An 18,978-nucleotide genomic window follows, 5' to 3' on the forward strand; every position below is an offset into this window, starting at 1 on the left:
AGCCACCCTCTAACGTCCGGCATTGCACACCCTATGGCCATGCGCCCGGCGACCCCGGGCAGAAAGGGTTCCTGGTGCCACGTACAAAGCGCCTGTTAGCAACGCTTCCCGCGGTCGCCCTTCTCGGCGCCGCCCTGACCGTTCCCTCCGCACAAGCGTCGTCGGTGGCGGTTTACGAGCCCGCAGCCTCGGACTTCTACATCAACTACGCTCCGCCCAGGGTCGCGGAAGACCCGAAGGAGCCCAAGCTCGAAGATCCGAAGGCGCGCTCGCTCACCCCGGCGCAGAAGATCGACAGGAAGTTCAGCAGCGGTAACCCCGCGGCCGGCCGCATTCTCGCCGCGCGCGAGAAGGAGGCCATGAGAACCGGCCGAAACCCCGCTGAATGGATCTTCAAGAAGTCCAAGCAGACCCGTACGGCCAAGCTCCTGACGCTCCTCGTCGAGTTCAACGAGCAGGCCAACGACGACTTCTCCGGATTCAACCGGCTGCGCTCGGTCGGCAGCGCCCCCGACGACTGCGTCGTCGAGCCGCCGGGAACGCTCCTGAACGGTCCCCTGCACAACAACATCCCCGACCCGGCGACGCTGCCGCACAAGGACAACAACTCCTTCTGGGTCAAGGACTTCAGCACCGAGCACTTCAACAAGATGCTCTACACGGACAAGGGCATCACCGAGCGGGTGCGCCCCGACCTGAAGGACCCCCGCGACGGCAGGCCCGGCATCGACATCTCCGGCTTCACCATGAAGAAGATGTACGAGGAGATGTCGAAGGGCGCCTACTCCGTCACCGGCGAGGCGGTCGGCTGGGTCAAGGTTCCGCACTCCGAGGCCTGGTACGGCGCCGCGGCCTGCGGCGGCGCTCCCCAGGACATGTCCGGCCACCCCGACAACCAGCTCGGCGCCCAGCAGCTCCCGATCGACTCGGTGAACGCGCTCGTCCAGGCCCAGCCGGACTTCCCCTGGGCCGACTACGACGTGGAGGACGTCTCCGACGCCGACGGCGACGGCAACTTCCAGGAGCCCGACGGCGTCATCGACCACCTGGTGCTGGTGCACGCCGGCAAGGACAAGTCGTCCGACGGCGGCGCCGAGGGCACCTACGCCATCTGGGCCCACTCCAGCGCGGTCGCCGGCGGCTACACCGTCCCCGGCACCGACAAGAAGATCTCCAACTACATCGTGCAGCCCGAGGACTCCGGCGTCGGCGTCTTCGCCCACGAGTACGGCCACGACCTCGGCCTGCCCGACCTGTACGACACCTCGGGAGCGGGCAGCTCGGCCGTGGACTTCTGGGACCTGATGTCCAGCGGTTCCCACTCCGGCCCGATCTTCCAGTCGATGCCCACCCACATGGGCCTGTGGGACAAGTGGGTGCTCGGCTGGGCGAACCCGAAGGTGTTCGACCCCGGTGACCGCTCCAAGCTCGTCACCGTCGGCCAGACCTCCCGCACGCCCAAGCTGACCGAGGACGGCATCCGGGTCAACCTCGCCTCCGCGCCGCTGAAGATGATCGAGCCGCACAGCGGGTCGAACGCCTGGTGGACCGGCCTGGACCAGGAGTGGGCCAACATCGGCATCACCCGCGACGTGCCCGTCCCCGAGGGCTCCGACGTGCGGTTCTGGATGTGGAACAACTACGAGATCGAGTCCGACTGGGACTTCGGCTTCGTCGAGGTCTCCACCGACGGCGGCGCGACGTGGACCCAGCAGAAGGTCTTCGACGAGGCCGGCAACGAGATCACCACGCCCGACGACTACCCGGACCCGAACAAGAACCTCGCCACGTTCGGCAACAAGAAGTACGGCATCACCGGCAACACCGACGGCTGGCGGCACGACTACGTCAACCTGACGCCGTTCGCCGGGCAGACGATCAAGCTGCGGCTGACGTACAACACCGACGCGGCCTTCATGCCGCGCGGCTGGCACGCCGACGACTTCGAGCTCACCAACGACGGCACGTCCGTGTGGAGCGACGACGTCGAGGGCGGGGACAACGGCTGGCACGCCACCGGTGGCACGTTCACCAACACCAGCGGCCAGGGCTGGACCCGCAACAACGGCGAGCGCGAGGTCTCCCGCTTCTACCTGGCGGAGTGGCGCAACTTCGACGGGTTCGACAAGGGCCTGCAGTACACCTACGACACCGACTACTCCCGTGACGGGGCGTGGAAGGTGCAGAAGATCAAGTACAACGCGCCCGGCCTGCTGGTCTGGTACCGCGACTCGACGTACGTCAACAACCACGTGACCGCCGACATCACGGGCCCGCCGAGCCTCGGCCCGAAGGGCAGCCTGCTGGTCGTGGACTCCCACTACGAGCCGCTGCGCCGCACGGGCACCGCGGCCGAGAAGGACCCGACGCTCAACAAGAACCTCCCGGGCCGCGCCCAGACCTCGAACGCCGCGTTCGGGTTCCGCAAGACGTACCCGTTCAAGGAGTGCCTGGAGGCGGCGGACGAGCCGTTCAGCGAGTACTGCACCGACTTCAAGGCGCAGAAGGGCGTCAAGACCTTCACCGACGCGAAGACCTGGTACCCGGGCATCGAGCTGATCGACAACGGGCTGTACTACCGCGACTTCGACGCCTCAGCGGTCGTGCCGTCGAAGGGCGACCAGGCGTACACCACGCGCGTGGTGCACCAGGACGGCACCCCCGCCACCGAGCTGTACGGCCAGGTGGCCGCGGGCTCGGTGCTCGGCACCGGCGACCCCGGTGACGAGGGCAAGGCGCTGGGCGTGCAGTTCCAGCTGCTCACCCCGCTGCCGGGCAACCTGGGCGCCATCGTCCGGGTGGTCCCGCCGAAGAAGTGACCTGCGGGGCCGGCCGTTCCCAGCGGCCGGCCCCACGCCCTGCGCAACCGGCCGGCCGCGGCCAGCGGCCGGCTTCCGCGATCCGCCCCTCCGGCCGGCCCGTGTTCAGCGGGCGGCCGAAGGTAGCGGGTTGTGCACTTACGATTGATGACCATGACCGAACTGCGCACCAAGGACGAGCACACCGAGGCGATCCGGAGAGATCGCCGGGTGGCGGTCGTGGTGAACACTCGCTCGCGCCGCGGCCGGCGGCACTATTTCGAGGTGATCGAGCAGATCCACAACCTCGGGTTCGAGCCGCTGGCGGAGCTGTCGGTCTACAACCCCAAGCGGCTGCGCGAGCTGCTCGACACCGCCCTGGCCACCGAGCCTGACCTGCTCATCGTGGGCGGCGGCGACGGCACGCTCTCCTCGGCGGTGCGGCACGTGGCCCACCGCGACGTGGCGCTCGGCGTGCTGCCGCTGGGCACCACCAACAACTTCGCCCGCAGCCTCGGCCTCCCCCTCGACCTGGCCGGGGCGATCAAGGTGTTCGACACGGGCAAGGTGGCCGACATCGATCTCGGCCTGGCCGACGACCGGCCGTTCGCCAACCTGGCCAGCTTCGGGGTGTCGGTCGAGGTGGCGGGCAAGGTCAAGCCGTGGCTCAAGCGCATCGTGGGGCGTCCCGCCTATCCGCTGACGGCGCTGACGATCCTGCCGGGCCACACGCCGTTCCGCGCCTTCATCACCGTCGAGGGGCAGCGGCACGAGCTCCTCACCCACCAGCTCAACATCGCCAACGGCCGCTTCCACGGGGGCTGGCAGGTCGCCAGGGACATCAGCATCGACAACGGCATGCTGGTGGCCTACCAGCTCGGGTCGGGCAAGAAGCTGCGGCTGCTGGGCGAGACCCTGCTCAGGGCGACCACCGGGCGCTGGCGCAGCCTCGCAGGGGGGCCGTTCGTGACGGGCCGCGAGATGCTCCTGGAGACCGATCCGCCGATGGCCGCCGACGTCGACGGCGAGGTGCGGCTGCGCACGCCCATCAGGCTGCGGGTGGTCCCCAACGGGGTGCGCGTCATGGTGCCGTCCTCGTTCGAGGACAACTGAGCCGGCGCCCGGCCCCGCTACCTGACCGCGCTACCTGACCCTGCCAGCTGACCCCGCCGGCCCGGCTTCAGGCGTCGCCCAGGCGCCGGTAGGCGGGCTCCAGTGGGTCCGCCAGGCCGGCGGGCGGCGGGAAGAGGCGCAGGAGGAGGTCGGGGGCGGCGGCGGACGGGCGCCGCTCGGGGCGGTGGGCCGTCGCGCCGGGCGCGTAGAAGTCGGCCAGGCGGTCGGCGAACGGCACGTCGTCCACGTGCAGCGCGTCCACCCCGGCGACCACCGTGGCGTCCGCGGCGTCGTCCGCCAGCGAGCCGAGCAGCTGCTCGCGGGTGCGCCCGCGCCAGGCCAGCACCAGGAACGGGTCGTCGTCGAACGACTCGGCCAGCAGATAGAGCACCGCCGACAGGTGCTTGCACGGGAAACCCCAGTCGGGGCACGAGCAGTCCATGTCGAGGTCACGCGGGAACAGGTCGATCCCGAGCGCGGCGAACACCTCCTCGATCTCGGCCGGCATCTCCCCGGCCAGCAGCTTGGCCCGGTGCACGGCCTGCGCCGCGATCGACTCCTCGACGGAGTCCCAGAGCGACTCGCCGTACGCCTCGATCCTGATCACGACGTCGTACGGGTCGCGCCGCGAGCCCTGCACGCCGGCCCGCACCTCCCCGGCCGCCAGGTCGATCGACAGGACCTGGCCCTGCCGGGCGTAGGCGCGGCCGCGCGAGAGCCGTCCCTTGTCGCAGACGCGCTCCAGGATGTCGATGAACCGCCGCGACCACCACGTGGAGCCGATGCTGCCCCGCCGCGTGCGGGCCTTGATGCCGCCCTCGACCCTGATCGGCTGGGCGCCGTCGTACCAGTCCTCGAACGTGACCATGCTCAGCCCACCCCCTCCGCCGTCAGCCGGAACACCTCGCGCAACTCGTCGGTGGACAGGTCGGTGAGCCAGTCCTCGCCGGCCCCGACCACCCGCTCGGCCAGGGCCTTCTTGCGCTCGATCATCTGGTCGACGCGTTCTTCGAGGGTGCCCGCGCAGATGAGCTTGCGCACCTGCACGTTCTTGCGCTGCCCGATGCGGAACGCGCGGTCGGTGGCCTGGTCCTCGACGGCCGGGTTCCACCAGCGGTCGACGTGGACGACGTGGTTGGCGGCGGTGAGGTTGAGGCCGACGCCGGCCGCCTTGAGCGAGAGCACGAACAACATCGGCTCGTCGTCGTTCTGGAACCGGTCGACCAGGCGGTCTCGGGTCTTCTTCGGCAGCCCGCCGTGCAGCCAGAGGACGGTCGTGCCGAGCCGCTGGGCCAGGTACGGCTGAAGCATGGTGCCGAACTCCGCGTACTGCGTGAAAAGCAGTGCTTTTTCGCCTTCCGCCAGGATTTCTTCGGACAGCTGCTCCAACCGGGCCAGCTTGCCCGACCTGCCCGACAGGCGGGAGCCGTCCTTGAGCAGGTGGGCCGGATGGTTGCAGACCTGCTTGAGCCTGGCCATGGCCGACAACACCAGGCCGCGCCGCTCGATGCCCTCACTGTCGTCGATCCTGGCCAGCATGTCGTCGACGACCGCCTGGTAGAGCGTGGCCTGTTCCGTGGTGAGCGGGCACCACTCCTTGATCTCCAGCTTTTCCGGCAAATCGGAAATGATGGACTTATCGGTTTTGAGGCGGCGGAGGATGAACGGGCCCGTCGCCCGCTTGAGCGCCCTGGCCGCCTGCTCGTCCTGCCGCGCCTCGATGGGCTCCTGGAACCTCGTCCTGAACCGTGTGCGCGGCCCCAGCAGGCCAGGGTTGGCGAACTCCATGATCGACCAGAGCTCGGCCAGATGGTTCTCGACCGGAGTGCCCGTCAGCGCCAGCCGGGTGCCCGTGGGGATCGACCGTACGGCCTGGGCCTGCAACGTCCCGCTGTTCTTGATCGCTTGCGCCTCGTCGCACACGACCCTGCGCCATTCGTGGCGCCGGAGCGTCTCCAGGTCGCGCTGGGCGGTGCCGTACGTGGTGATCACCAGATCGGCGTGCTCGATCTCCGCGGGGTCTCGGCCGCTGCCGTGGTGCACGTGGACGCGCAGCCCGGGTGCGAACCTGGCCGCCTCCCGCTGCCAGTTGCCGACCAGCGACATCGGGCACACCAGCAGCGTCGGGGCAGCGGCCCGCTCGTGCACGAGCAGCGCCAGCGTGGTGATCGTCTTGCCCAGCCCCATGTCGTCGGCCAGCACGCCGCCCAGGCCCAGCTCCGACAGGAAGCTCAGCCAGGCCAGGCCCCGCTCCTGGTAGGGCCTGAGTGCGGCGTCCAGTCCCGCCGGCGTGGCCAGCGGCGTCAGCCGCCGCTCGGCCTGCCCGGACAGCAGGTCGCCGAGCACGCCGTCGGCGTCGACCTCCAGCAGCGGCAGCTCGTCGTCATCGGCCCGCACGACGTGACGCAGCAGGTCGGCGGCGCTCGCCTCGCCCGTACGGGCGCCCTCGACGGCCTTGAGCGCCGCCTTGAGCTGCCGCTCGTCCAGCTCCACCCACTGGCCGCGCACCCGCACCAGCGGCACCTTGAGCCGGGCCAGCTCGGCCAGCTCCGCCTCGCTGATCGACTCGTCGCCCACCGCCAGGTCGATGCGGAAGTCGACCAGCTCCCGCATCCCGAACCCCTGGGCCGAGGCCGCCTTCTGCGCCTTCGTCCTCGTGGTGAGCTTCAGCCCCAGCTTCGTACGGCCCGCCCAGCGCGGCAGCTGCACACCGAACCCGGCCGCCTGCAACAGCGGCGCCGCCTGCCTGAGGAACGCGAACGCGCCCGCGGTGTCCAGGGCCAGCTCCCTCGGCTGGGGGACGCGCAGGGCTCGGTCCAGTTCGGGATAGAGCCTGACCGCCCGCCCCAGCCCGGCCAGCAGCTCCCGTTGCGGTTTCCCCGGGAACCCGGCGGGCCCGCCCTCGCGCCACACCTGGGCGGCGGGAACGTACAGGCTGGGGTCGTCGGCGGCCTGCAACGCCAGCTCGACCCGCCACCCGCCGGCCCTGTCATCGGCCTCGCCGTCAGTTCCGGAGGTCCTGTCATCAGTGCCGGCGTGGGTGCCGGCGGGCTCCAGGAGGCGGAAGCACACCCGCGCCGCGCCCTCGGCGGTCGTCACCGCGTCGTGCCACTTCTCAAGCTCTTGCCGCAGGTCGGGCACGTCGGGACAGGCCGGATCGCCGCCGGTCAGCGCGGCCAGCCAGCGCTCGCGCGGCCCTGTGGTGAGGGGCCCTGTGGTGACAGGCCCTGTGGTGACAGGCCCTGTGGTGACAGGCCCTGTGGTGAGAGGTTCGGCCAGCGTCTGTCTGACCAGCGCGTCGGTGAACGTTTCGAGCGCCTCGCGCAGGACGTCCGCGGAGGGCCGTTCGGTACGGGAGGTGCGGCAGGCGGGCGGCATCGCCAGCGCCAGCTCCCGGAAATATCCGGCATCCACCCCTGTCACCACCGGCCACCACGCCGCCCGAGCCATGCCATGAGCGGGGATGAGCCTGGGGATGACCCGGCCCCGGCGTACCAGGTCGCGGGCGAAGGCGGCGACGGCGCTCCAGTGGCGCAGGGTCGCGGTGCCCGCGTGCCCGTCCAGCATCGGCAGGGCCACGGCGGCGGGTGGCACCACGGCGGGAACCTGCCAGAGCCGCAGCCGTGGCCGGGTCACCTCCGCCAGCCGCCCGGTCTCCGGCGAGGGCAGGGGCTCTCTGGCCGAGCCGGGCAGGAGCAGCGCCAGCGTCCGCGACGGCGGGTCGTCGAGCCCGAGGGCGGCGGCGACCACGGCCCAGGAAGCGGCGTGCGGATGCGCACGCGGCGCCGTCTCCCGCCCCGCACCCCATCCCCCGCCCCGCCCCGCACCCCGCTCCGCACCCTGGCTCGTGCGCTCGTCCTGGGTCGTGGTCTCGGCCCAGAAGGCGAGCCCGTCGCCGGCCCAAACTCCGTGTACCCGCACCCTGGCAGGTTACCGCCGCCGCCGTGGGCAGCCCGCCCGCATCGCGCCCCGTGGGCCGCCCGCCCGCATCGCGGCACCCGCCACGGAGCCGCGCCCGTGGATCGCGTACGCGGCCCCGCCCGTGCGGCATGACGCGTCGGTTCGGCCGCGTGGACGCGGACATGCGCGCGTAGCATGGAGGTATGAACCCTCCCGGATCGTGGTGCGAGCGTCCCAAGCCGCAGGCTCCCTCGTGCGAGCTCCCGTCCCCGTGGAGCAAGCCGAAGCAGCCGGGCAACTGGTGCGAGGCCGACAAGAACGACCCCGTGGTGTCCGTCCTGCGCTTCGTCCTCAAGGCCGCCAGGCGCTAGTCCCGCGCGCCATCGGCGCGTGATAGAAGGCCGGTTGTCTGGGTAGTCGCCTTCCGCAGCGGAGGAGGCGATCGTCGTGAACGACACCCACAAGCTGGTCAACGACCTCTCCGAGCAGGTCTCCCGGCTGGTCAAGGACGAACTGCGCCTGGCCAGGATCGAGCTCCGGGAGAAGGGCAGGCACGCGGGGTTCGGCGCGGGGCTGTTCGGCGCGGCGGGCGTGACCGCGCTGTTCGGCGCCGGCGCCCTCGTGGCCGCCGTCATCATGCTGCTCGCCCTTGTCCTGCCCGGCTGGGTGGCCGCCGCGATCGTCGCGGTGGTCCTGTTCGTCGTCGCCGCCGTACTCGGCCTGACTGGCAGGAAACAGGTGAAACGAGCCGGCCCGCCGGTCCCGGGGGAAACCTTCGCGAGTGTCAGGGCCGACATCGACATGGTCAAGGAGAAGGCTCGGCGATGAGCGAGACCGATCCCGGATACACCGGGGAGCAACACGCAGGAGACGTCGGCGCGCGCAGAGCGACCGTGGGCACGCCGACGGAGCGCGAGTCCATCAACGTCCCCCCGACGAGGGCGGGCGCGGCGGAGAACGCGAGGCACGCCGAGGCCGCCCGTGAGGAACACGAGACCTTCATCCCCGAAGCCCCCATCGCCGACGAGCGGTCCGAGGCCACGGAGAGCCGGCGGACGGAGGAGGAGTCGCTGAAGGGGGAGAGCGGGGCGGACGGCGAGGAAGGGGACGGGGCAGGGGACGAGGAAGGGGACGACGTGCGTAAGGACATCCAGAAGACCCGGAGAGATCTGGGCGAAACCGTCAGCGCGCTGGCGGGCAAGGCCGACGTGAGGTCCAGGGCGAGCCATGCCGCGCAGGCGGCCAAGGGCAAGGCGGGCCATGCGGCCGAAACGGCCAGGGGCAGGGCCGGTCACGCGGCTGAGACGGCCAAGGGCAAGGTGGGTCACGCGGCGGAGACGGCCAAGGGGCGGGCGGCCGGTGCGGCCGCGACGGTCAGGGGCAAGGCTTCGGACGTGGCGGGCAAGGTGCGCGAGAGCGCTCCTGAGGCCAGGGACGTCGCCACGCAGGCGAGGAAGCGGCCCGCGCTGCTCGTCGCCGCCATCGGCGCCGTGATCGGTTTCCTGTGGCGCCGGATGATGATGAAGCGGCGCGCGCGGAGACAGGCGGCCCGGCCCTGGGCGATGATGAGGCGGCGCGCGCGGAACGGAGCGGCCCGGCTCCGGTCGCTGAAGGGGCGGCGTGCGCGGAACCGCGTGGCCCTGCCCCGGTGAGGCAGGAAGGCGTGACGTTCAGGGTGCGGGAGGGAGCAGGGCCCGGCACAGGACGGTGAGCGTGGTCGCGGTGATCGTGCCGGCGTCGGCGTGGGGGTCGGCGCCCGCGGCGATCCGGCGCTGGGCTTCGCCGAGGATGCTCCACCCGAGGTGGGCGACCAGGTCGGGCTGCTCGTGGCCGGCCTCGGCCAGGACGCCCCGCAGTGGCGCGATCATCGTCTCGTGGAGCCGGTCGAGGCGTTCCTGGCACGCGGGCGGCAGGTCGACGGAGGCCAGCGCGCGCAGCAGCGCGTAGTCGGGGCTCGTCACGAACGACATCGTCACCTCCCCGAACGCCCGCACCTGCTCCTCCAGGCCGCTCGCCCGGGAGACCGCGTCCTCCAGCCCGGCGGTCCAGCGCGGGATGGCGTCCTCGACGAGCTGGGCGAGGATGTCGGAGGTCGAGGAGAAATAGCGGTAGACGCTGGAGCGGGCCAGCCCAACGCGCGCGCCGACGGCCGCCGGGGTGAGCCGCGCGGGGCCCTCGGCCACCAGGATCTCCATGGCGGCCGCCAGCAGGGCCGCGCGCTGGCCCGCCCGATGGTCGGCCACCGTCGCCGCGCTGATCCTCGGCACCGGACTCACTCCTCCTTGCGACGCCTGCCTCCAGTATCGGGCAGCAGCAGGGTGGCGCCGACGCCCGCGAACAGCACGATCCCGGTGACGACGGTGACCCGGCGGGTGGCGTCGGCGGCGGCCGCGACGGCGGCGGCGTGCTGCGCGGGGTTCCTGATCCCCGCGATGGCCGCGCCGCCGCTCTCCCGTACGGCCTGCCCGAGCGCGGGCTCGTGGGGGAGGCGGTCGGCCATGGCCGCGCCGAGCCCGGTGACCAGCACCGAGCCGAGCACCGCGATGCCGATGGCGGCGCCGAGCTGGCGGATGGTGCTCTGCAGCCCCGAGGCCGCGCCCGACTGGTGGGCGGGCACGTCGGCCAGCATCACGTTCGGCAGCTGCGCGGAGGCGAACCCCACGCCGACGCCGTACGTGACAAGCCAGGGCACCAGGGTCCACGGGCCGAGGGAGGGGGAGACGGCCAGGCCGATCGCGATCGCGGCGGCCGCTTCGAGGGTGAGCCCCAGCCGGACGATGAGCCGGGGCGTCAGCGGCAGTTTCGGCACGATGCCGCCGGCCAGGAACGTCCCGGCCGCCAGCGAGGCGATGATCAGGCCGGCTGTGAACGCGGTGAACCCGATGGCCGCCTGCAGGAACAGCGGCAGCACGAGGATGAGGCCGAACTCGCCGAGCGTGATGATCATCGCGGCCGCGCCGCCGTACCTGAAGGAGGGGACGGCGAACAGCGACAGGTCCAGGACGACCGGGCGGCCGGCCCGGGCCCTGGCCCGCTCGACCAGGACGAACGCGGCGAGGGAGAGCGCGGCCAGCCCGAACGCGAACGGGATCGGCGACAGGCCGTCGAACGGCCAGGCGGGGCCCGGATCGCCGGCGGGCGTGAACCAGCCGTACCGCTGGCCCTCGATCAGCCCGAACACGAGCGCCGACGTGCCGAGCACCGACAGCAGCACGCCTGGCACGTCGGCGCCGCCCGCTCCCGGGTCCTTCGACTCGGGCACTTTGACCGTGCCGAGCAGGACCAGCAGGCCGATCGGCAGGTTCACCCAGAACGCCCAGCGCCACCCGAAGTCGGTCACGACCCAGCCGCCGAGCAGCGGCCCGAGCGCGGCCATGCCGCCGATGATGGAGCCCCACACGGCGAACGCGACGGTTCTGCGCGGGCCGGTGTAGAGCGCGTTGATGATCGCGAGGGTCATCGGCACCACCATGGAGGCGCCCACGCCCTGGAGCACCCGCGCTCCGATGAGGAGCGCACCGCTGCCCGCCGCGGCGGCCAGCATGCTGGCGGCCAGGGACACGATCAGCCCGATGGCGAACGTCCTGCGCCTGCCGCGGGCGTCGCCCATGCGGCTGAGCGGGATGAGCAGGGCGGCGAACGACAGCGAGTAGATCGAGTTCACCCACTCGACGTCGGTGGCCGCGAGCCCGAGGTCGGCCATGATCGCGGGAACGGCCACGTTCACGATCGTCGCGTCGATGATGATCATCGACATGCCGACGCCGAGCACGAAGAGGGGGAGCCAGCTCTGCCGGGTCCGCTCAGTTAGCGACACCATGTCCCCAACATAGCAACACCATGTCGCGAAAAAGGACGGGCTAGGCTCCAGATCATGGACTTCATCCGGGTGCGCGCGTCCGCCGACGGGGCGGAGACGATCTCCTACTGGACCGGCGACGTCTACGGGTGGCAGGACGACGACGGCCCCCACCACCTGTTCGGGTTCGAAGGGCTCAACGTGGCCAGGGCGGTGCGGGCCGACGGCGGCTGGCAGCTGCTGACCAGGGAGGCCGCCCTCTACCTCGACCCGAAGACCCGCCAGGTGCTCGACACCTGGGACAACCCGCTGACCGGGCGGTCGGTCGAGGTGCAGCACGTCTTCAACGACCCGGTCAACCAGCGGCTCGGCGGCTACCCGGTGCCGGAGACGCGCCTCGGCGACCAGGTGGTCTACAACGTCGACATCCGGCTGGCCTACCCCTCGCCGCTCAAGGTCGCCGACTATCCGGACAACTCCGCGAGCGACACGTACCGCGCGATGGAGTTGTTCCAGTTCTTCGCCGCCGCGGAAGACCTCGACTCCGGCGCGCCCGGCGTGCCGTGCGTGTTCTCGTGGTGCCGGGTCTCGCCGTGGCTGCCCTGGATGGCGATGGGGCGGCGCGGAGGCGGGCTGGTCTACCACTGCAGGGGCGCCAAGGTGGCCGAGGCGCCGCGGCGGCTGAGCGAGCAGGTGAGCGAGCGGGCGGGCGAGCGGTTCCTGCACGCGCCCGCGGAGTGGTCGGGCCCCAACATGACGAGCTGGACGGCGTTCGCGGACCGGGCCGGCCGGTGAGCGCCGACCTGTTCTGCGAGATCGTCGCGGGTGAGCGGCCGGCCCACGTCGTGCACTCCGACGACGTGACCGTCTCCTTCCTCGACGCGCGCCCCGTCTTCAAGGGCCACGTGCTGGTCGTGCCCAGGGTCCACGTCGAGACGCTCACCGACCTCGCCGACGTGGGCCCGTTCTTCGAACGGGTGCGCGCCGTGGCGGGGGCGGTGGAGGAAGGGCTCCAGGCCGGCGGGACGTTCGTCGCCATGAACAACCGCATCAGCCAGAGCGTGGCCCACCTGCACGTGCACGTGGTGCCGCGCAACCGGAAGGACGGCCTGCGGGGCTTCTTCTGGCCGCGGACGAAATACGCCTCCGCGGAGGAGGCCGCCTCCTACGCCGACGCGATCGCCGCCGCCCTGCGGCGCGCCTGAGTAAGCTCAGGCCGCGTGGAATACCTCGTCGGGGTCGCCGTCGTGGCCGTGATCGTCAGCGTGCCCGCGATCGTGTTGTGGCGGGTCATGCGGGGCCGCAGAGAGCTGGGCACCAGCCCTGCGGAGCGGGCCACGTTCGAGACCCTGCACACCGCCTCCCTGGCCGGGCCGCCGCTGCGGGCCGGTCTGACCGCCGACGGCGCCGAGCGCGCCTCGCGGCACCTGCGTGCCCTGCTCGGCTCCGCCGCCGTCGCGATCACCGACGGCGAGCGGCTGCTCGTCTACGACGGCGCGGGCGACGACCACCACGCCGACGCGGCCTTCGAGCACGCGGCGGCGACCCTCCAGGACGGCCGCACCCAGGTGCTGACCATCGAGTGCGACCTGCTCGAATGCCCGATCAGGCAGGCCGTGGTCGTGCCGCTCACGACCGACGACCGCGTGGTCGGCACGCTGGCCGCCTACGGGCAGAGCGCCTCGGCCGGGCTGGTCAGGGCCGCGCAGGAGGTGGCCGGCTGGGTCGACTCGCAGCTGGAGCTGGCCGAGCTGGACCGCTCGCGCACGCTGCTCATGGAGGCCGAGGTGCGGGCGCTGCGGGCGCAGATCTCCCCGCACTTCATCTACAACTCCCTGACCACGATCGCCTCCTTCGTCCGCACCGACCCCGAACGGGCCAGGGAACTGCTGCTGGAGTTCGCCGACTTCACCCGCTACTCCTTCCGCCGGCACGGCGAGTTCACCACGCTCGCGGAGGAGCTGCGCTCGATCGACCGCTACCTGATCCTGGAGCGGGCCAGGTTCGGTGACCAGCTCCAGGTCACGCTCCGCATCGCCCCCGAGGTGCTGCCGGTCGCGGTGCCGTTCCTGTGCCTGCAGCCGCTGGTCGAGAACGCCGTCAGGCACGGCCTGGAGAGCCGCAACGGCGTCGGCCGCATCACGATCATCGCCGAGGACGCCGGCGCCGAGTGCCGCATCAGCGTCGAGGACGACGGGCTCGGCATGGACCCCGACAGGCTGCGCCGCATCCTCGCAGGTGACATCGCTCCCAAGGGCGGCGTCGGGCTGGCGAACGTGGACGAGCGGCTGCGCCACGTGTACGGCGACGAGTACGGCCTGGCCGTCGAGACCGGCAGCGGCGCGGGCACCAAGGTCAACATCAGGTTGCCGAAATATCACCCAGGCGTCTCTGCCCGTTGACCTCGCTCTTCCTTGTCGGTTTTATCACTGTCTATGGCACAACTACGGGTCCTCGCGGTCGATGATGAGCTGCCGGCCCTCGAAGACCTGTCCTACCTCCTCCGCGCCGATCCCCGCATCGGCGAGGTGGCCACCGCGCGGGACGGCGCGGCGGCGCTGCGCCTGCTGGACCGGGCCATCGCCGACGGCAGGCCGATCGACGCGGTGTTCCTCGACATCCGGATGCGCGGGCTCGACGGCGTGGTGCTCGGGCGGCTGCTGTCGCAGTTCGCGAACCCGCCGCGGGTGGTGTTCGTGACGGCGTACGAGGAGCACGCGGTGGACGCGTTCGAGATCAAGGCGGAGGACTACCTGCTCAAGCCCGTCCGGCCGGAACGGCTGGCCGAGGCGATCAGGCGCGTGGCGGTGTCGGCCGACGTGCCCGTGGAGGGCGGCGAGTCGGACACGATCCCGGTCGAGCTGGGCGGGGTCACGCGGTTCGTGTCCAGCGCCGACGTCATCTACGTGGAGGCGCAGGGCGACTACGCGCGGCTGCACACGGCCGGGGGCAGTCACCTCGTGCGCATCCCGCTGGCCACCCTGGAGGAACGGTGGGCCTCGGCCGGGTTCATGCGGGTGCACCGCAGCCACCTGGTGGCCGTCAAGCACATCGAGGAACTGCACATCGACTCGGGCAAGTGCACGGTCCGGGTCGGCGACACCGAGATCCCGGTCAGCCGCCGCCACACGCGCGAGCTGCGCGACCTGCTGGTGCGCCGCGCCAGGAAGGGCAGGCCCGAGTGAGCCAGGAGCCCCGCCGTCAGGAATCCCGCCCGGTCCGCAGGACCTCCCTGTCGCGGGAGAACATCTCGCGGCGGGTCACCGTGACGAGCCCGCGCACCGCCGCCGCCCGCCGGCCCCGCTACCCGGCAACCCTGGAGATCGACGAGCAGACCCGGCTCGGCGAGGTCTACATGCGCTCGCTGCTGCGCACCCAGTTCAGGCTGGCGCTGTTCGTGTGCACGGTGCTGGCCTGCGTGATCGGCGGGCTGCCGCTGCTGTTCCTGCTGATCCCCGACCTGAGCGAGGTGCGCCTGCTGGGCGTGCCGCTCGCGTGGGCGGTGCTGGCGGGCCTGATCTACCCGGCCTTCGTCATCGGCGCCTGGTTGTACGTGCGGCAGGCGGAGCGCAACGAACGCCACTTCGCCGAACTGGTCGAACGCCGATGAGCCGGGGCGCCCCCGGGGCGGAGCCGGGCCCATGAGCCTGACGGCGGTGCTGGTGGTCGTGGTCGCGGCCATCCTCATCGGAGCGTTCGGGATCAGGGTCTCGCGCACCACCTCCGACTTCTACGTCGCCTCCCGTACGGTCAGCCCGCTCTGGAACGCCTCCGCCATCGGCGGCGAATACCTGTCGGCGGCCTCCTTCCTCGGGATCGCCGGGCTCATCCTGTCCTTCGGCGTGGACATGCTCTGGCTGCCCGTCGGCTGGACCGGGGGTTACCTGGTGCTGCTGGTGCTGGTGTCGGCGCCGCTGCGGCGCTCGGGAGCGTACACGCTGCCGGACTTCGCCGAGGCCAGGCTCGAGTCGATGACCGTGCGCCGCACCGCGAGCGTGCTCGTCGTGCTGATCGGCGGGCTCTACCTGATGCCGCAGTTCCAGAGCGCGGGCCTGGTGTTGCGGACCATCACCGGCGCGCCCGTGTGGGCCGGCGGGCTGCTGGTCGCGGGCGTCGTCGCGGTGAACGTGCTGTCGGGAGGCATGCGGTCGATCACGTTCGTGCAGGCGTTCCAGTACTGGCTCAAGCTGACCGCGCTGGCCGTGCCGCTGGTGTTCCTGCTGATGGCGTGGAAGGCCGACGGCGCCCCCGGGGTCACCGCGCTGGACGCGGCCACCTGGCAGGTGCCGCTGGGCGGCGGCAAGGAGTACGGGGTGTACACGACGTACTCGCTGATCCTGGCCACCTTCCTCGGCACCATGGGGCTGCCGCACGTGCTCGTGCGGTTCTACACCAATCCCGACGGGCGGGCCGCGCGCCGCACGACGCTGGTGGTGCTGACGCTGCTCGGCGCGTTCTACCTGCTGCCCGCCGTGTACGGGTGGCTGGGCCGCATCTACGCGCCCGACCTGGTGCGTACGGACGCGGTCGTGCTCACCCTGCCCTCCCGCATGATCGGCGGCTCGCTGGGCGACCTGCTGACGGCGCTCGTCACGGCGGGGGCGTTCGCGGCGTTCCTGTCCACCTCGTCGGGGCTGACCGTGTCCGTGGCGGGCGTGATCGCGCAGGACCTGCTCAAGGGCGGGGTGCGCTCGTTCAGGATCGCCACGCTGATGGCGGTGGCGGTGCCGCTGGCGCTGGCGTTGTGGGCGCGGGCGCTGCCCGTGGCGGACGTGGTGGGGCTGGCGTTCGCGGTGGCGGCCTCGTCGTTCTGCCCGCTGCTCGTGCTGGGCATCTGGTGGCGGCGGCTGAGCACCACGGGGGCGCTTGCCGGGCTGTTCGTGGGCGGCGGGCTGGCCTGCGCGGCGGTGCTCGTCACGATCACGGCCGGGCCGTTCGAAGGGCCGGCGGGGGCGCTGCTGGCCCAGCCGGCGGCGTGGACGGTGCCGATCGCGTTCGCGGTGATGGTGTCGGTGTCGTTCCTGACCCCCGACCGGGTGCCGCTCGGCGTGGCCAGGACGATGGTCCGGCTGCACACGCCCGAGGACCTCGACCTCGACCGCGGCGACTGGCGGCCCCGCTCGTCGTGAAGGCGGCCGTCACGGGGGCGGCAGCTCGCCGGAGCCCCTGGCGACCAGTTCCACCGGCACCTTCACCCTGCGGGGCTCCCGGGACGGGTGCAGCAGGAGCTCGACGGCGCTGCGGGCCAGGCGGGTGACGTCGTAGCGGACCACCGTCACCCCGGGGTTGAAGACGCCGGCCAGCGCGAAGTCGTCGAACCCCACGTACGCGGGCCGCTCGGGCCGCTCGCGCAGCGCGTGCAGGATGCCGATCGCGGCCCGGTTGTTGGTGGCGAACAGGGCCGTCGGGGGGTCGGCCAGGTCGAGGAGCCTGCCGACCTCGTACGACACCCGCCGCGGGTCGAACACCCCCCGCACCACGAGCGCGTCGTCGGCCCGCACCCCGGCGGCGCGCAGCGCCTGGCGGTAGCCGGTCGCGCGGTCGTGCACGGAGCTGAGGCCGTCGTCGTCGGAGATCAGGCCGATCCGGCGGTGACCGCCGGCGAGCAGGTGCTCGGTCGCCGCCCGGCCGCCGCGCACGTCGTCGAGCATGACGACGTCGGCCGCCTCCAGGCCTGAGGGCACGCGGTCGACGAAGACCGTGGTGAGGCTCGCGTGCCCGGCCAGCCAGGCGTGGTCGGCCGCCGACGGGACGACGATGAGGGAGTCGACGCCGCGCGTGTACATGGACTCGATCAGCATGCGTTCCTTGTCGGGGCTCTCCTCGTACGAGCCGAACACCACCAGCGCCTCGTGCTCCGCCGCGGCGGCCTCGACCGCGGCGGCCAGGCGGGAGTAGAACTCGTTGGAGATGTTCTCCATCACCAGCCCGAGCGTCAGCATGGTCGCGCCCCTGGCCAGGCGGGCGGCGGCCTCGTTGCGGCGGTAGCCGAGCGTGCTGATGGAGGTCTGCACCCGCTGCCGCAGCGACGCCCTGACGTGCGGCTCCTGGTTGACGACCCGGGAAACGGTCTTGAGGCTGACGCCCGCGTGCCTGGCCACGTCGGCCATGGTCGGCTTGCGCGGGTTCGCTCGCGGGCTCGGCTCCTCAGTCCGCTCCCTCGCTGTCATAGTGTGCCCCCATGGATGACGAATGGATCTGTGGCCGGTTGGGTGAGGACGAGCCGTGGATGCTGGGCGCGGTCAACCCGCCGGTGTTCGAGAACTCGTTGTTCGCGTTCGCGACGGCGGAGGAGCTCGGCGAGGCGGTCAGGAACGAGGACGAGCGCTACGTCTACTGGCGGGGGACCAACCCGACGGTCGATCTCGCTCAGCGTAAGCTGGCCGCGCTCGAGCGGGGGGAGCGGGCCAAGTGTTTCGGCTCGGGCATGGGGGCCATCGCGGCGACGATCTCGTCGCTCGTGTCGGCGGGCGACCACGTGCTGGTGCTGGGCGCGGTCTACGGGCCGACGACTCAGTTCCTGCGCTATCTGGAGAAATTCGGGGTCACGCATACGCACGTGGACGACCTCGCGGGGTGTGACAGCGCTATCAGGGCGAGCACGCGCCTACTCTACTTCGAGTCGCCGTCGTACATGGCCTACGCCGTGGTCGACATCGCCGAGGTGGCCGGGTGGGCGCGGGAGCGGGGGCTGGTGAGCGTGATGGACAACACCTGGTCCACGCCGATCTTCCAGAAGCCGCTGACCATGGGCGTCGACCTGGTGGTGCACTCGCTGTCGAAGTACGCGGGCGGGCACAGCGACCTGGTGGGCGGCGTCGTCGTGGGGCCGTCGCGCCTGATCCGGCCGCTGGCGCTGACCGAGTACCAGCTTTACGGCGCCGCCATGTCGCCGCACGACGCGGCCAAGGTGATCAAGGGGCTGCGGACGCTGCCCGTGCGGATGGCGGCGCACCAGGAGCGGGGGCTGGCGGTGGCGGCCTTCCTGGAGGAGCATCCGGCCGTGCGGGAGGTGAACCACCCGGGGTTGCCGTCGCATCCCGGCCACGCGATCGCGCTTCGGCAGATGTCGGGGTTCTCCAGCCTCTTCAGCCTGGTGCTGAACACGGACTCGCCTCAGGAGGTCGCTGGTTTCCTCGATAGATTGCGATATTTCAGGATTGGCGTGTCGTGGGGAGGCTTCGAGAGCCTGGTGAACGCACCCGCGCTCTCCACGGAGGAGAGCGTACGCGCCACCATGGGCATCCCCGTCGGGCTCGTCCGGCTCTCGGTCGGCCTGGAGCCCGCCGACGAGCTGATCAAGGATCTCGGCCAGGCCCTGGGGGATTCCCTCGCCTGAAGGCGGACCCGCCCGGCACATGGGCACCG

17 protein-coding genes are annotated in these 18,978 nt (G+C 71.7%); 12 read left to right on the forward strand and 5 right to left on the reverse strand.

Annotation, left to right across the window (positions count from 1 at the left end; translation table 11 throughout):
* The first annotated feature begins 164 nt into the window (after positions 1-164).
* Positions 165-2,819, forward strand: coding sequence for an immune inhibitor A domain-containing protein (locus ACZ6SA_RS11545; RefSeq protein ID WP_465827690.1), 2,655 nt, complete (start codon positions 165-167; stop codon positions 2,817-2,819).
* A 153-nt stretch (positions 2,820-2,972) separates the two neighbouring features.
* Positions 2,973-3,911 (forward strand): diacylglycerol/lipid kinase family protein, encoded by a 939-nt coding sequence (locus ACZ6SA_RS11550; protein WP_347644116.1) that lies wholly within the window; start codon positions 2,973-2,975, stop codon positions 3,909-3,911.
* A gap of 67 nt (positions 3,912-3,978) precedes the next feature.
* On the opposite strand, the gene ACZ6SA_RS11555 is transcribed toward ACZ6SA_RS11550, so the two are convergent.
* Positions 3,979-4,779, reverse strand: a complete 801-nt coding sequence (locus ACZ6SA_RS11555) for an SWIM zinc finger family protein (protein ID WP_465827693.1) — start codon at positions 4,777-4,779, stop codon at positions 3,979-3,981.
* 2 nt (positions 4,780-4,781) lie between these two features.
* On the reverse strand, positions 4,782-7,832 hold the full coding sequence (locus ACZ6SA_RS11560) for a DEAD/DEAH box helicase (protein ID WP_347644114.1): 3,051 nt from the start codon (positions 7,830-7,832) through the stop codon (positions 4,782-4,784).
* 182 nt (positions 7,833-8,014) lie between these two features.
* Here ACZ6SA_RS11560 and ACZ6SA_RS11565 point away from each other — a divergent pair, with 182 nt between their 5' ends.
* The 3 genes from ACZ6SA_RS11565 to ACZ6SA_RS11575 all read left to right on the forward strand — a co-directional run bounded on the left by ACZ6SA_RS11565 (position 8,015) and on the right by ACZ6SA_RS11575 (position 9,463).
* Positions 8,015-8,182 (forward strand): hypothetical protein, encoded by a 168-nt coding sequence (locus ACZ6SA_RS11565; RefSeq protein WP_347644113.1) that lies wholly within the window; start codon positions 8,015-8,017, stop codon positions 8,180-8,182.
* A 76-nt stretch (positions 8,183-8,258) separates the two neighbouring features.
* On the forward strand, positions 8,259-8,639 hold the full coding sequence (locus tag ACZ6SA_RS11570; protein ID WP_347644112.1) for a phage holin family protein: 381 nt from the start codon (positions 8,259-8,261) through the stop codon (positions 8,637-8,639).
* Positions 8,636-9,463: a DUF3618 domain-containing protein gene (locus tag ACZ6SA_RS11575; protein ID WP_347644111.1), complete on the forward strand. Its 828-nt coding sequence runs from the start codon at positions 8,636-8,638 to the stop codon at positions 9,461-9,463. Before ACZ6SA_RS11570 ends, ACZ6SA_RS11575 begins: the two co-directional genes overlap by 4 nt.
* Positions 9,464-9,481: 18 nt before the next feature.
* On the opposite strand, the gene ACZ6SA_RS11580 is transcribed toward ACZ6SA_RS11575, so the two are convergent.
* The gene (locus ACZ6SA_RS11580; RefSeq protein ID WP_347644110.1) at positions 9,482-10,078 is read right to left on the reverse strand and encodes a TetR/AcrR family transcriptional regulator; all 597 of its coding nucleotides are present in this window, start codon (positions 10,076-10,078) and stop codon (positions 9,482-9,484) included.
* A 5-nt stretch (positions 10,079-10,083) separates the two neighbouring features.
* Positions 10,084-11,631, reverse strand: coding sequence for an MFS transporter (locus tag ACZ6SA_RS11585; protein ID WP_465827696.1), 1,548 nt, complete (start codon positions 11,629-11,631; stop codon positions 10,084-10,086).
* 54 nt (positions 11,632-11,685) lie between these two features.
* Between ACZ6SA_RS11585 and ACZ6SA_RS11590 the strand changes: the two genes are divergently transcribed.
* From ACZ6SA_RS11590 to ACZ6SA_RS11615, 6 genes are read left to right on the forward strand one after another with little or no spacing between them, the layout of a single operon-like run.
* Positions 11,686-12,405, forward strand: a complete 720-nt coding sequence (locus ACZ6SA_RS11590; RefSeq protein ID WP_465827698.1) for a DUF1838 family protein — start codon at positions 11,686-11,688, stop codon at positions 12,403-12,405.
* A complete protein-coding gene (locus tag ACZ6SA_RS11595) occupies positions 12,402-12,815 on the forward strand; it encodes an HIT family protein (RefSeq protein ID WP_347644107.1) in 414 nt (137 codons plus the stop codon). The genes ACZ6SA_RS11590 and ACZ6SA_RS11595 overlap by 4 nt, the downstream gene beginning before the upstream one ends.
* Before the next feature lie 15 nt (positions 12,816-12,830).
* A complete protein-coding gene (locus ACZ6SA_RS11600; protein ID WP_347644106.1) occupies positions 12,831-14,012 on the forward strand; it encodes a sensor histidine kinase in 1,182 nt (393 codons plus the stop codon).
* Between the two features lie 33 nt (positions 14,013-14,045).
* Positions 14,046-14,795, forward strand: coding sequence for a LytR/AlgR family response regulator transcription factor (locus ACZ6SA_RS11605; protein ID WP_132514953.1), 750 nt, complete (start codon positions 14,046-14,048; stop codon positions 14,793-14,795).
* Positions 14,792-15,220 (forward strand): DUF485 domain-containing protein, encoded by a 429-nt coding sequence (locus ACZ6SA_RS11610; protein WP_347644105.1) that lies wholly within the window; start codon positions 14,792-14,794, stop codon positions 15,218-15,220. The genes ACZ6SA_RS11605 and ACZ6SA_RS11610 overlap by 4 nt, the downstream gene beginning before the upstream one ends.
* Before the next feature lie 31 nt (positions 15,221-15,251).
* A complete protein-coding gene (locus ACZ6SA_RS11615; RefSeq protein ID WP_347644104.1) occupies positions 15,252-16,739 on the forward strand; it encodes a sodium/solute symporter in 1,488 nt (495 codons plus the stop codon).
* Positions 16,740-16,748: 9 nt separating this feature from the next.
* Here ACZ6SA_RS11615 and ACZ6SA_RS11620 read toward each other — a convergent pair whose 3' ends face one another.
* Positions 16,749-17,780 (reverse strand): LacI family DNA-binding transcriptional regulator, encoded by a 1,032-nt coding sequence (locus ACZ6SA_RS11620; RefSeq protein ID WP_347644103.1) that lies wholly within the window; start codon positions 17,778-17,780, stop codon positions 16,749-16,751.
* A gap of 11 nt (positions 17,781-17,791) precedes the next feature.
* On the opposite strand from ACZ6SA_RS11620, the gene ACZ6SA_RS11625 reads away from it, so the two are divergent.
* Positions 17,792-18,949, forward strand: coding sequence for a trans-sulfuration enzyme family protein (locus ACZ6SA_RS11625; RefSeq protein ID WP_347644102.1), 1,158 nt, complete (start codon positions 17,792-17,794; stop codon positions 18,947-18,949).
* Positions 18,950-18,978 lie beyond the last annotated feature (29 nt).

It is taken from the genome of Nonomuraea sp. NPDC049378 (genome assembly GCF_055586745.1).

Excerpts from the sequence above, each read along its gene's own strand:
- ACZ6SA_RS11550 (WP_347644116.1), top strand. The coding sequence starts at position 2,973 with ATGACCGAACTGCGCACCAAGGACGAGCACACCGAGGCGATCCGGAGA.
- ACZ6SA_RS11555 (WP_465827693.1), bottom strand. The coding sequence starts at position 4,779 with ATGGTCACGTTCGAGGACTGGTACGACGGCGCCCAGCCGATCAGGGTC.
- ACZ6SA_RS11565 (WP_347644113.1), top strand. The coding sequence starts at position 8,015 with ATGAACCCTCCCGGATCGTGGTGCGAGCGTCCCAAGCCGCAGGCTCCC.
- ACZ6SA_RS11575 (WP_347644111.1), top strand. The coding sequence starts at position 8,636 with ATGAGCGAGACCGATCCCGGATACACCGGGGAGCAACACGCAGGAGAC.
- ACZ6SA_RS11585 (WP_465827696.1), bottom strand. The coding sequence starts at position 11,631 with ATGGTGTCGCTAACTGAGCGGACCCGGCAGAGCTGGCTCCCCCTCTTC.
- ACZ6SA_RS11590 (WP_465827698.1), top strand. The coding sequence starts at position 11,686 with ATGGACTTCATCCGGGTGCGCGCGTCCGCCGACGGGGCGGAGACGATC.
- ACZ6SA_RS11605 (WP_132514953.1), top strand. The coding sequence starts at position 14,046 with ATGGCACAACTACGGGTCCTCGCGGTCGATGATGAGCTGCCGGCCCTC.
- ACZ6SA_RS11615 (WP_347644104.1), top strand. The coding sequence starts at position 15,252 with ATGAGCCTGACGGCGGTGCTGGTGGTCGTGGTCGCGGCCATCCTCATC.
- ACZ6SA_RS11620 (WP_347644103.1), bottom strand. The coding sequence starts at position 17,780 with ATGACAGCGAGGGAGCGGACTGAGGAGCCGAGCCCGCGAGCGAACCCG.
- ACZ6SA_RS11625 (WP_347644102.1), top strand. The coding sequence starts at position 17,792 with ATGGATGACGAATGGATCTGTGGCCGGTTGGGTGAGGACGAGCCGTGG.